Here is a 12,000-nt window from a genome sequence, read left to right on the forward strand (position 1 = left end):
GCCGTGGTGCAGGATGAGCCCTCACCGTACCGGCGAGATGGCGAGGGACGTGCTGGTGCTCGGCGGCGGCCCCGCCGCCCTCTGCATCGCGGCGGCCCTGGCGGACCAGGGGCTCGCCGTGGCCCTGCTGGCGCCCGACGACCCGCGCGCCCCCTGGCCCAACACCTACGGCATCTGGGGCGACGAGGTGGACGCCCTGGGCCTGGGCCATCTGCTGGAGCACCGCTGGAGCCACACGGTCAGCTACTTCGGCGCCGGTGATCCGGACCCGGAGGCGGCGGCCAACCGCCCCACGGTCTACGGCCGCGATTACGGCCTGTTCGACCGCGCCGCCCTGCAGGGGCACTGGCTGGAGGCCTGCGGGCGCGGCGGGGTGGAGCTGCTCCAGGGGCTGGCCAGCGGCTGTGACGCCTCCGGGGCGTTGAGTGCGGTGGCGCTGGCCGATGGGCGCCGGCTGCAGGTGCGGCTGGTGGTGGACGCCACCGGCCATCAGCCGCTGCTGGTGCAGCGGCCCGACCGGGGCCCGGTGGCCGGCCAGTCGGCCTACGGCGTCATCGGCCGCTTCTCGGCGCCGCCGGTGCAGCCCGATCAGTTCGTGCTGATGGACTACCGCGCCGACCACCTCAGCGAGGCGGAGCGGGCCGAGCCCCCCACCTTTCTCTATGCGATGGACCTGGGCGGCGGCCGCTTCTTCGTCGAGGAGACGTCGCTGGCCCTGGCCCCCCCGGTGCCCTTCGATGTGCTCCAGCAGCGCCTCCACCGGCGCCTGGCCCACCGCGGCGTGGTGGTGCAGGAGGTGGAGCACGAGGAGTTCTGCTTGTTTCCGATGAACCTGCCCCTGCCGGACCTGCAGCAGCCGGTGCTGGGCTTCGGCGGGGCGGCCTCGATGGTGCACCCGGCCTCCGGCTACATGGTGGGCGCCCTGCTGCGCCGGGCCCCGGCGGTGGCGGCGGCGGTGGCGGCGGCCATGGCCGATGCCGATGCCCCCTCGGCCCTGCTGGCCCGGGCGGGCTGGGGCGCCCTCTGGCCCCCGGCCCTGCGCAGCAAGCACGCCCTCTACCAGTTCGGTCTGGGCAAGCTGATGGGCTTCTCCGAGGCCGAACTGCGCCAGTTCTTCGCCAGCTTCTTCTCCCTGAGCGGCCCCCAGTGGTATGGCTTCCTGGCCAACACCCTGACGGTGCCGGAGCTGCTGGCGGCCATGCTGCGCCTGTTCGCCCTGTCCCCGTGGGCGGTGCGGGCCGGCCTGCTGCTGCCGCCGCGCCGGCCCTAGGCCGGCGGCGCCAGCCCCAGCACCTCGGCGCTCTCGCTGCGGATCCGCTGGCAGAGGTCGGCGTCGCTGCGGATTGATTCGCCGTAGGAGGGCAGGATCTGCTTGAGGGTGTCCTGCCAGCCGTCGGGCAGCTTCTCGCGGAAGCAGGAATGGAGGATTTCCAGGGCGATCGCCACGGCGGCCGACGCGCCGGGGGACGCCCCCAGCACGGCCACCAGGGATGTGTCGGCGGCGTGCACCACCTCGGTGCCGAACTGGAGCACCCCGCCGCGCCGGGCATCGGCCTTGATGATCTGCACCCGCTGGCCGGCCACGGCCAGGGTCCAGTCGGAGGGGCGGGCGGTCGGATAGAAGTCGCGCAGGGCGGCGAAGCGCTGCTCGGCGCTGGCGAACACCTGGCCGATCAGGTACTGGGTCAGGGGCAGGTTGTCCCGGGCCACCGCCAGCAGCGGCAGCAGGTTGCCGGTCCGCAGGGAGCGGGGCCAGTCGCAGAGGGAGCCGCTCTTGAGGAACTTGCTGGAGAAGCCCGCGTAGGGCCCGAACAGGATCCAGTGGCGGCCATCAACGAGGCGGGTGTCGAGGTGGGGCACCGACATCGGCGGCGAGCCGGCGGCCGCCATTCCGTAGACCTTCGCATGGTGGCGGCTGGCTACGGCGGAGTCGCCGCAGCGCAGCCAGAGGCCGCTGACGGGAAAGCCGCCGTAGCCGCGCCCTTCCGGGATCCCCGATTTCTGCAGCAGGGTGAGGGCGCCGCCGCCGGCCCCGAGAAACACGGTGCCCGAATCGATCAGCCGGGTCTCCCCGGTGGTCTGGTCCCGGGTCTCCAGGCGCCAGCCACCCTCCGGCCGCCGCCGCAGCGATTGCACCGCCGTGGAGAACCGCGCCTCAAAGGCCCCGCTGGCCCGCAGGTGATCCAGCAGCTGGCTGGTCAGGGCCCCGAAGTTCACGTCGGTGCCGTCGGCGATGTGGGTGGCGCCGATCGCCTGGGCCGGGTTCCGGCCCTCGATCAGCAGCGGTGCCCACGCCGCCACCTGGGCGTGGTCCTCGCTGTAGGCCATCCCCCGGTAGCAGTGGTGGGCCGCCATCACCCGGTGGCGCTCCCGCAGGTAGGCCCGCCGCTCTTCCCCCAGCACGAAGCTCATGTGGGGGACGCCCTGGATGAAGGCCCCGGGGGAGCCCAGGGCCCCGTCCCGCACCAGGTGGGTCCAGAACTGGCGCGACAGGTCGAAGGCTTCGTTGATGTCGAGCGCCTTGGCGAGGCTGATCGAGCCGTCCGCCGCCATCGGCGTGTAGTTGAGTTCGCAGTTCCCCGCATGGCCCGTGCCGGCGTTGTTCCAGGCGCTGGAACTCTCCTGGGCCTCCTGGGGCAGGCCCTCGACGAGCAGGAGACGCAGGTCCGGCCGCAGCTGCCGCAGCAGGGTGCCCAGGGTGGCGCCCATGATCCCCGCCCCGACCAGGGTCACATCGACGGTGGTCAGGGTCACGGGGTCTGCGGTGGGATCGGTTCGGCCAGCAGGCCGGGCGACACGGTATCCGATGGCCGTCGGCGCCTGGCAGCATGGATCCTGTTGCGCCCCCGTGCCGCGGGTGAGAGCAGTGACGCAGGCTCCCCCGGCCATCCCCGATGGCCCTGCCGCTGGCGCCGGCGACGCCCAGGCCTGCCGGCAGGAGCTGCTGGGGCTGCTGCGGGGCGGATCTCCCGGTGCTGCAGCCCCCGCCGCCGGGCGCATCGAGGTCCTGATCGAGCGGTTGGAGCGTCTGCAGCCCGCCGATCTGACGGCCCAGGCAGACCAGCTGGCGGGGGTTTGGGAGCTGCGCTGGAGCAGCAGTTCCCTGCCCTATCTGGCGGTCAGGCCCTGGCTGGAGAATCTGCAACTGCTCGACCCCGCCGGCGGCCGAGCCCTGAACCTGCTGCGGCCGGCCGGACCCCTCGGGCCCCTGGCGGGGATCGCCGTGCAGGCCAGCATCGCGATCGTCCCCGAGGCTCCCCACCAGCGGGTGTCGGTGCGGTTCGAGCGGGGCGGCTGGCTGGGGCCCAGGTTCGGAGACCAGCGGCTGGAGCTGTTCCGGCAGGTGCGGCAGAGCTTTCCCGCCTGGCTCGATGTCACCGTGCTCGATGACGAGCTGCGGGTGAGCCGCGGCCAGAACGGCACCCTGTTCGCCCTGGTGCGGCGTCAGGACCTGGCCCTGGCGGCGTTTCTGGCCTGAGGGCCCCGAGCCCCCTCACCACCGCCCCTCACCAGCCCCCGTCGTCGTCCCCGTCCTCGGCCGGCTCGGGCGGCCAGGCCAGGTGCACCGCCACCGGCGCATGGTCGCTGGGCTGCGCGTTGCCGCGCACCCCCTTGTGGATCACGCAGCCCGTTGCGCAGGCCAGCAGCTCCTCGGAGAGATAGATGTGGTCGATGCGCCAGCCCCTGTCCATGTCCCAGGCGCCGGTGCGGTAGTCCCACCAGCTCCAGTGGCCGGCGTCCGGTTCGAAGACGCGGAACACGTCCTCCAGGCGATCGCCCAGGGCGTCCCTCAGGGCCTGGCGCTCCGGATCGCTGGCCATGATCCCGCCGCTGAGGCGTTCCGGGTCGTGGATATCGCGGCCCTCCAGGGCGATGTTGAAGTCCCCCACCATCGCCAGGGGTTCCCCTTCGGCGTCCTGGGCCTCCAGGTAGCGCCGCAGACACCCCAGCCACGCCAGCTTGTAGGGGTACTTGTCCGACGTCAGGGCCGAGCCATTGGGCACGTAGAGGTTGAGCACCCGCACCCCTTCGATCCAGGCACTGATCACCCGTTTCTGTTCGCCCAGCTCCTCGGCCGCCGGATCGTCCGGCAGCAGGGCGGCGAAGCCCACCCGCACGTCCTCGATCGGCAGCCGGCTGAGGATGGCCATGCCGTTGTAGGCCTTCTGGCCGCTGATCACGGCCCGGTAGCCCAGGGCCTCGAAGGCCGCGTGGGGGAACAGCTCGTCCGCCACCTTGGTTTCCTGCAGGCAGAGCACGTCGGGCGCTTCGGCCTGGAGCCAGGCGCACACCTGATCGAGCCGGGTGCGCACCGAGTTGACGTTCCAGGTGGCGATCCGCAGGGCCATGGCGACAGAACGGGGAACCGGCTGAGGGCCCTTATCATGAAGGCCTTGGTGATTCGACCCTCCGCCGGCAGGAGCCATGAACCGTTCGTTTTCTCTGCAGGCCTGCGCGGCCGGCGTCGGGGCCCTCGCCCTGCTGATGGCCGGTGAGGCCCGGGCCCAGCAGGCCGGCTACGGCCAGACCCTCGGTACCAGCATCCAGGAGCGTCAGCTCTACGACTACGGGCCGAGCAAATCGGGATCCGGCAGCGGTTCGATCCTCGACAGCACCAACCCGCTCGACCTGATGAACAAGCTGAAGCGCAGCACCGCCCTGGACGACGCCACGCCCCCCAGCTCCGCCATCGATCAGGCCCTCAGGGAGTTTGACGCGAAGACGCCGAAGCCGGCGCCGGCGGGGTCGGCCGGGCAGCTGAAGGGGATCTGAGCGGCTCGAGGCCCCAGCTGGCCGCCAGTTTGTCGAGCCTCGGATCCGGCTTGTCGGGATCGGGGCTGCGCAGTCGTGCCTGGGCCAGGGCCTCCTGGGCTCCCTTGGTGTCGCCCCGGTCGTGGCGCAGCATGGCCAGACCCAGCAGGGGGCGCTGGTCCTGGGGGAACAGGTTGGCCAGCTGCAGGTAGGTGGCCGCCGCCGTTGTCGCCTGGCCACGTTTGAGCTGCAGTTCCGCCAGCAGCAGGCCGATGCCGAGGGCCTCCGGCCTCACGTCAGGTTTGATCGCCATCCCGTAGGCCGCCTTGACGCGGGCCTCCGCGGCGGCGCCACGCCCCTGTTCCAGGTTCAGCAGGCTGAGCAGCTGCAGTGCCTCCACCTGGGTGGGACGCAGGTTGAGGATCTGACGCAGTTCCCGTTCGGCGCCGCTGCTGTCGCCCTGGTCGCGGCGCAGCTCGGCCAGCATCAGCCGCAGGGACCATCGCTCGGGCTCCCGGTCGGCCATCGGCTCGAGCAGGCCGACGGCCTCCCCCTTGCGATCGAGGGCGACGAGCAGTTCCAGCAGCCGCTGACGGTCGGCCGGGGTGGCCTCATCGGCGTCGAGCCGCAGCCGCAGGCGGGTGGCCTCCTTGGTGAGCAGCGTCCGCTTCGGATCGGCGCTGGCCTGGGTGGCCGACTGGCGGTGACCCAGCCACCAGCCTCCCCCGAGGGCCAGGATCCCGACCAGGCTGACGGCCAGCAGCGACCAGAGGCCGCTCAGGCTTCGGTTCGGGGAGGGCATCCGTTGACGGTGTGGGCTCGGTGTCGCGACCGAGTCTGGCCTGGGCATCGCGCTTCCGCTGCTGCTTACATTGACCCGGGCCAGTCCAGGTACCGCCACGGGGTTTTTCCTTCCACCATGCGCCAGCATCCCATTTCCCCGGTCACCGAGCCGCTCCAGTACCGGGCCATCGGAGTGGTGCGCGGGTCCTATGTGCCGGCCGATCCGGCCCAGCTCACCAGGGGCGTGATCCGCACCGCCGAGGGCACCGAGATCGAAGCGGTGGTGCTCGGCCGCCTGCTCACCCTGATGCGCCGCCATCTCGACCTGGAGACCCCCCATCTGTGGGTCGTCTACCCCCGCTCGCGGGAGGAGAACCAGCTCCACCTGCAGATGGTGGGGGTGTGGGAGCCCAGCACCCTCTCGACGCCAGGGGCCGAAGCCGCTGAGCCCGCCGCAGAGGCGCCCGCTGCCGCCGACCAGCTCCCCGAGGGCGACGACTACTTCTCGATCCGCGGCGAGCTGATCTTCACCCGCCCCGAGACCGGCGATCTGGTGATCAAGGTGCGGCAGCAGCCCCGCCCCGACGGCAACCGTCCGGTGCCGTTCAAGCTCCAGCTGCGCGGTGAGATTCCCCTGGAGCACCTGCGCCATTTCGTCTCCCTCGACCTGCGGCGCCAGGGTCAGCAGCTCGCCGTCGAGCGTTTCGAGGTGATCGGCCCGGTGGCCCAGCGGGGCAACCGCGGTGGGCGGGGGGCCCGCCGACCCGGCGCTGACAAGGGCGGCCCGGCCAAGCCCAAGGGACATGACCGGGCCGTGACCCGCCAGGGCCGCTGAGATGACCAGCGGTGCCTTCACGGCCGGGGTCGTGGTGCTGCTGCTCAGTCTTGCCGCCGTGGTCGGTCCGCTGGTCGGGCTCTCCCCCTGGTGGGTCACCCTGCTGGTGGCCCTGGGCCTGGGCTCGCTCACCGTGGACGCGGCCCGCTTCGGCGGCCGGGGCGGCCACCTGCTGGCCGAAGCCCTGCCCGGCGGCGCGTGGCGCCTGCGCCGCATCGCCGTGCACGAGGCCGGCCATGCCCTGGCGGCGGACAGCGACGGCCTGGCGGTCCGGCGGGTGCTGGTGGGCAGCCTGGCCTGTCTGCGGGCCGGCGTCGACAGCGGCGGCTGCACCGAATTCGCCCTGCCCGAGAGCGTGAAGCTCTCCGCCGAGGACCTGCGCCGCTGGAGCCGGGTGCTGCAGGCCGGCATGGTGGCCGAGACCCTGGTCTACGGCGACAGCGTCGGCGGCGACGACGACCGGGCCCTGCTGGGCCGGCTCTGGGGCCTCTCCGGTTTCGATGTCGAGATGGCCCGGCTGGAGCAGCGCCGGGCCCGCCGTGAGGTGGAGCAGGCCCTGCGGGCGCGCCGCGCCGAGATCGAAGCCGAGGCCGATCGGCTCCTGGCGGCGGCCCCCCGGTTCGGACGCCGGTCCCCTTCATGACCCTGGCCCTGCTGGATTGCCCCACCGGTCTGGCCGGCAACATGTTGCTGGCGGCCCTGCTGGACCTCGGCCTTCCCCCGGAGGTGATCGCGGCCCCCCTGGCCGCCCTGGGGCTGGAGGGCCGCTACCGGCTGCGGATCGAGGAGCGGCGCAGCGCCGGGCTGCGGGGACTGCACCTGGACGTGGAGTCGCTGGAGCCCCAGCCGCACCATCGGCCCTGGGGGGCGTTGCGCGGGCAGCTCCAGAGCGCTCCCCTGGAGCCGGCGCTGCAGGAGAGGGTGCTGGCGGTGTTCGGGCTACTGGCGGACGCGGAGGCGGCGGTCCACGGCCACGCCGCCGAGGCTGTGGAGTTCCACGAGGTGGGGGCGATCGATGCCCTGGTGGACATCGTCGGCGTCTGCGCCGGGCTGCTCCATCTGGGGGTTGAGCAGCTCGTCTGTGGCGTGCCGCCGGCGGGCCACGGCCGTGTCGTCACCGCCCACGGGGCCCTGCCCCTGCCCGCCCCGGCGGTGCTGGAGATCGCCCGCTCCCGGGGGCTGCCGCTGGGCTCCAGTGAGGGCTTCCCCGCCGGCGAGCTCACCACCCCCACCGGGATGGCCCTGGCGGCCTGCTGGGCCGACCGGTTCGGCCCTTCCCCCGCGGCCCTGCCGCTGCGGGTGGGGGTGGGTCTGGGCAGCCGCGAGCTGGATCGGGCCAACCTGCTCCGGCTCACCCTGGCCCGTCCCCTGGCGGAGGCTGGTGCGGTGGGCGGCAGCGAGGGGGGCGAGCTGCGCGAAGCCCTGCTGCAGCAGCAGGCCCAGATCGACGACGCCACGGCCGAGGACCTGGCCTTCCTGGCCGAGGCCCTGCGCCGGGACGGGGCGCTGGAGGTGTTCAGCCAGCCGGTGGCGATGAAGAAGGGACGCACCGGCACCCTGATGACGGCGCTGATGCCCCCGGAGCTGGGGCCCCGGCTGCGCCGGGTGTGGTGGCGCCACGGCACGACGCTGGGGGTGCGGGAGCAGCTGCAGGACCGCTGGATCCTGCCGCGACAGAGCGAGACGCTGGCCACCCGGCTGGGGCCGGTGCGGATCAAGTGGGCCACCCTCCCCGACGGCCGCCGGCGGGCCAAGGCGGAGCACGCCGACCTCGTGGAGCTGGCCGCACGCCTGGGACGCTCGATCGAGGAGGTGCGCGACGAGGTGCGCCGGGCCCTGCCCGCCGACGGGGGAGCCCCATGAGCGCCTGGTCCCGCCACCTGCTGGCCCTGCTCCAACGCCTGGGGACCGGCCTCGGGGCCCTGCGGCGCCGGCTGCCGTCGCCTCCCACGCTGCCGGCCCTGCCCGGCGGCCTGCGCCCCTGGATCACCCTGGGCAGCATCGGCTTCGTGATGGCGGCCCTGCTCAGCCACGGTCGCCAGCTGGTGCAGCTGCGGCTCGATGGCCAGGGCTGGCTGTGGTTGCTCCTGGGCGTCGGCGTGAGCCTGCTCAGCCTGGTGGTCAACGGCCTGGCCTGGGGCGTGGTGCTGCGCTGGCTGGGCCTGCGCCCCGACTGGGCCGCGGTGGTGGAACTGCACGTGGCCACCAACCTGCGCAAGTTCCTGCCCGGGGGCATCTGGCACCTGGCCTCGCGGGTCCAGCGGCTGCGCAGCGAGGACACGCCCCTGGCCGCGCCGGTCGGCACAACCATGGCGCTGGTGGCGGTGCTGCTGGATCCCCTGGTGGCGGCGGTGGCGGCCCTGGCGCTGGTGCCCCTCGGCGGCTGGCAGGGCGGGCTGGGCCTGGTCTGTCTGCTGCCCCTGGCCCTGTTGCTGCCCCGCTGGCTCGACCCCCTGCTGCTGCGGCTGGAGCGGCGCCGGGCCCGGGACCTCGGCCTGGAGGAGGAGCTCAGGCAGGAGACGCCGCTGGAGCGGTCGACCGTGCTGCGGGGTTATCCCTGGCCGCCCCTGCTGGCGGAGATGGCCTTCGTGCTGCTGCGCTTCGCCGGCTTCTGCTGCTGCATCCAGGCCTTCGACCTGCCGCTGGCGAACGATGCCACCGTCTGGCTGGCGGGATTCGCCCTCGCCTGGACCGCCGGACTGGTGGTGCCGGGGGCGCCGGGGGGCCTGGGGGTGTTCGAGGCGGTGCTGCTGTTGCGGATGGGGGTGGCCCTGCCGGAGGCGCCGCTGCTGGCGGTGGCCCTCAGCTACCGCCTGATCGTCACGCTCACTGATCTGCTGGGGGCCGCCCTGGTCAGCCTGGACGGCAGCCTGGCCCGGGGGGCGTCGTCCGGGCCCCCGACGTCGGCCAGCACACCAACCTCCGACACCCCTTCTCAATAGGCTCTAGTGTTGCGAAGGTCTGGGATCGCGTGGTGAACACTCCCCCCACCGGTCTGGCCCAGCCCCGCAGTCTGCGCACCACCCTGAACGACCGGGGCCAGCGGCTCACGCCCCAGCGTCAGCGGGTGCTGGATCTGTTCGAGCGGATCGGCGAGGGCAGCCACCTCAGCGCCGAGGAGGTGCACCTGCGCCTGGTGCGCAGCCAGGAGCGGGTGTCGCTGGCCACCGTCTACCGCACCCTGCGGCTGCTGAGCTCCATGGGGCTGCTTCAGGAGCTGGAGCTGCCGGAGGGGGGGCGGCGCTTCGAGCTGGCCGGTGACGCCCACCGCGACCATCACCATCTGGTGTGTGTGCGCTGCGGCCGCACCGAGGAGTTCGAGAGCGGTGCCGTGCTGGCGGCCGGCGAGGCGGCGGCCGGGGCCTTCGGCTTCCGGCTGCTGGAGTGCGTCCTCAATGTCCGGGCCCTCTGTCCGGCCTGCGCGGCTGAGGAGCAGGGCTGAGGGGTGCGCCGGCGCCGAGCAGCGGCAGTTGCAGCTGCTGATCGGCCCAGTGGGCCGCCAGGGCCGCCAGCAGGCTGGACCGGTCGCCACGGATGCGGAGCATGGGGTGGAAGGGGGAGAGGTCGGCCCCCAGGCTGGGGCGCGTCCCCCGGGCCGGCGCGATCCATGGCACGGCTCCAGGCAGCGGATGGCACCAGTGGATGAATCCGGCGGGAGGTGGGCAGCTCCTGAAGACCCGTGGCAGGGACCCGTCGAGCCCCCTAGACAGAGGGGGTGCCAGGAGAGGGAGATGCAAGTTCCCGTCGTCCCGGGCACGACTGCCGCTGCCGCCTTGATCGAACCCCACCCATCCACGGGAGATGGGGGCTTTCCTGTAGCCACGGCGCCCTGGCCATGAACCGCACCGGCCCCCCGGACCCCCTTCCCGTCCACCAGCTCCTGCTCTCCCTGCTGGCGACGGAAGCTCCTGTCGCGTGTTGGTACGAGCGGGTGCTGCCGTTCAGCGGCACCCTGCCCCAGCTCACCAGCCGCTGGAGGCATCGGCGCGCCGTCGTTGCCGTGGTGGCGGCCTTTCGCAGCCTGGGCCAGGTGATCTTCATCAACAATCCCCTCAGTGGCCTGCTGCTGCTGCTGGCTCTGCTGCTGCAGTCCCCGTCGGTGGCGCTGTTCGCCAGCTTCGGAATCGCGGCGGCCCACCTGGCCGCCAAGGCCCTCGGCAGCTCCTGGGACGACCGCCACAACGGCATCTACGGCTTCAACGGAGCCCTGGTGGGCAGTGCCATCGGCACCTTCGCCGATCTGGGTCCTCCCGGAGCTTTTCTGCTCTGGACGCTGGCGGCCCTGGGGAGTGGGGCGCTGAGTTCCGTGCTGGTCCACGGCCCGGGCCGTCGTCTGCATGCCGCCACCGGCCTGCCGCCGATGACGCTGCCCTTCTGTCTGGTGACCTGGGGGTTGCTGGCGCTGGTCACCCTGGCGGACGTGCCGCCGCTGCAGCTCCACAGTCCCGCGATGGTGCCACCGGCGGGTTCGGCCCTGCAGGCCTTTCTGCTGGCCCTGCCGCGGGGCTTCGGTCAGGTCTTCTTCTGTGGTGATCTGGCCAGTGGCTGGTTGGTGCTGGCGGCCACGGCCGTCGCCAGTCCGATGGCGGCAGGGGTGGGTCTGATGGGGGCGGCGATCGGGGCGTTGGCGGGCCTGGCCAGCGGTGCCGCCGGCGCCGTCGGCATGGGCCTCTGGAGCTACGACGGCGTTCTCAGCGCCATTGCCATCGGTGGCATCTTCCATGCTCCCACCAGGCGCAGCCTGGGGGTGGCGGCCCTGGCGGCCCTCGCCGCCAGCCTGCTCACCCAGCCAATGGAGCGGCTGATGCCGCTCGGATTGCCGGCGCTCACGCTGTCCTTCATCGTCGCCACCCTGGCCACCCTGCTTGTGGTGCGCCGGGCCCTGCCCACCGTTGTGCCGGTGGCGCTGCACGCGATCCTCACGCCGGAGGAGCATCTGCAGCGCTATCTGGTGACCCGGCGGCTGCTGAACGATTACCGCTCCCGTCTGCGCGGGGCCGTGGGCGGAGGCGCCTGGACCAGCCTGGCCCCGTCGGCGGATCCGGCGCTGCTGGGGAGGTTCGTGGAGCTGTTCGAGCGCCTCGACCGCGACGATGACGGCCAGCTGAGCCTGTCGGAGCTGGTCGACGGAATCGAACAGGTCCCCAGCGACCCTGACCAGGGCCCCGGCGACCCTGACCAGGGCCCCAGCGACCCTGCGGCGGCCCTGGCCAGGGTGCTGGCGGCCATGGATCTCGATGGCGACGGGGTGGTGGACAGGGCCGAGTTCATCGAGGTGATGCTGCGCCTGCGCCGGCTCTGGGACGGACAGGAGCGGCTGAAGCGCTACCTGATCCCCGTCGATGCGGATGGCGATGACCGGCTCGACCCTGGCGAGATGGACCGGCTGCTGAGCAGCATCGGCCAGCCACCACTCAATCGGCTGGAGCAGCGGGCGGTGTTCGGGCCTGAGCGTTCCGGGCTGACCTGGCACGCCTTCTTCGATCGGTTGCTGCTCACCTGAGGGCCTGGGGGCCGCCGCTGCGGCAGAGCGGCTTCGCAATCACCAGCTGCTATTGAGAATCGCTTGCAAAAGTGCCCGTGGGTCCTCTAGGTTGAGAGCCATTCGCAATAAGGCCCCTCCCTTCGCC

The 12,000-nt window shown here is 72.7% G+C and carries 12 protein-coding genes; 9 read left to right on the forward strand and 3 right to left on the reverse strand.

Annotation, left to right across the window (positions count from 1 at the left end; all coding sequences use genetic code 11):
• Positions 1–37 precede the first annotated feature (37 nt).
• Positions 38–1,270 carry a lycopene beta cyclase gene (gene crtL / locus KUG39_RS05105; protein WP_286193202.1) on the forward strand — a complete coding sequence of 411 codons (1,233 nt, stop codon included), beginning with the start codon at positions 38–40 and terminating at the stop codon, positions 1,268–1,270.
• Here the strand turns inward: crtL and mqo are convergent.
• On the reverse strand, positions 1,267–2,754 hold the full coding sequence (gene mqo / locus KUG39_RS05110; RefSeq protein WP_216915840.1) for a malate dehydrogenase (quinone): 1,488 nt from the start codon (positions 2,752–2,754) through the stop codon (positions 1,267–1,269). The genes crtL and mqo overlap by 4 nt on opposite strands.
• A gap of 103 nt (positions 2,755–2,857) precedes the next feature.
• Between mqo and KUG39_RS05115 the strand changes: the two genes are divergently transcribed.
• Complete coding sequence (locus KUG39_RS05115; protein ID WP_353617395.1) at positions 2,858–3,478, forward strand: PAP/fibrillin family protein; 621 nt, start codon at positions 2,858–2,860, stop codon at positions 3,476–3,478.
• A gap of 28 nt (positions 3,479–3,506) precedes the next feature.
• On the opposite strand, the gene xth is transcribed toward KUG39_RS05115, so the two are convergent.
• The gene (gene xth, locus KUG39_RS05120; RefSeq protein WP_216915917.1) at positions 3,507–4,343 is read right to left on the reverse strand and encodes an exodeoxyribonuclease III; all 837 of its coding nucleotides are present in this window, start codon (positions 4,341–4,343) and stop codon (positions 3,507–3,509) included.
• Positions 4,344–4,425: 82 nt separating this feature from the next.
• On the opposite strand from xth, the gene KUG39_RS05125 reads away from it, so the two are divergent.
• Positions 4,426–4,773 (forward strand): hypothetical protein, encoded by a 348-nt coding sequence (locus KUG39_RS05125; protein WP_190610561.1) that lies wholly within the window; start codon positions 4,426–4,428, stop codon positions 4,771–4,773.
• On the opposite strand, the gene KUG39_RS05130 is transcribed toward KUG39_RS05125, so the two are convergent.
• Entirely contained in the window at positions 4,703–5,554 is an 852-nt protein-coding gene (locus tag KUG39_RS05130) for a tetratricopeptide repeat protein (protein ID WP_190610560.1), read from the reverse strand. The genes KUG39_RS05125 and KUG39_RS05130 overlap by 71 nt on opposite strands.
• Positions 5,555–5,671: 117 nt before the next feature.
• Here KUG39_RS05130 and patR point away from each other — a divergent pair, with 117 nt between their 5' ends.
• The 6 genes from patR to KUG39_RS05160 all read left to right on the forward strand — a co-directional run bounded on the left by patR (position 5,672) and on the right by KUG39_RS05160 (position 11,873).
• Positions 5,672–6,370: a heterocyst master regulator PatR gene (gene patR / locus KUG39_RS05135; RefSeq protein ID WP_094584816.1), complete on the forward strand. Its 699-nt coding sequence runs from the start codon at positions 5,672–5,674 to the stop codon at positions 6,368–6,370.
• Position 6,371: 1 nt separating this feature from the next.
• The gene (locus KUG39_RS05140) at positions 6,372–7,013 is read left to right on the forward strand and encodes a hypothetical protein (RefSeq protein WP_094584815.1); all 642 of its coding nucleotides are present in this window, start codon (positions 6,372–6,374) and stop codon (positions 7,011–7,013) included.
• A complete protein-coding gene (larC, locus tag KUG39_RS05145) occupies positions 7,010–8,233 on the forward strand; it encodes a nickel pincer cofactor biosynthesis protein LarC (RefSeq protein WP_216915836.1) in 1,224 nt (407 codons plus the stop codon). The genes KUG39_RS05140 and larC overlap by 4 nt, the downstream gene beginning before the upstream one ends.
• Positions 8,230–9,312 (forward strand): lysylphosphatidylglycerol synthase domain-containing protein, encoded by a 1,083-nt coding sequence (locus KUG39_RS05150; protein WP_216915834.1) that lies wholly within the window; start codon positions 8,230–8,232, stop codon positions 9,310–9,312. Before larC ends, KUG39_RS05150 begins: the two co-directional genes overlap by 4 nt.
• A gap of 32 nt (positions 9,313–9,344) precedes the next feature.
• Positions 9,345–9,812, forward strand: a complete 468-nt coding sequence (locus tag KUG39_RS05155; protein WP_106220513.1) for a Fur family transcriptional regulator — start codon at positions 9,345–9,347, stop codon at positions 9,810–9,812.
• A 393-nt stretch (positions 9,813–10,205) separates the two neighbouring features.
• Positions 10,206–11,873, forward strand: coding sequence for an urea transporter (locus tag KUG39_RS05160; RefSeq protein ID WP_216915832.1), 1,668 nt, complete (start codon positions 10,206–10,208; stop codon positions 11,871–11,873).
• The last annotated feature ends 127 nt before the right edge of the window (positions 11,874–12,000 follow it).

It is taken from the genome of Synechococcus sp. CCAP 1479/10 (genome assembly GCF_019038515.1).
In the GTDB taxonomy this organism is placed as follows: Bacteria; Cyanobacteriota; Cyanobacteriia; order PCC-6307; family Cyanobiaceae; genus Cyanobium.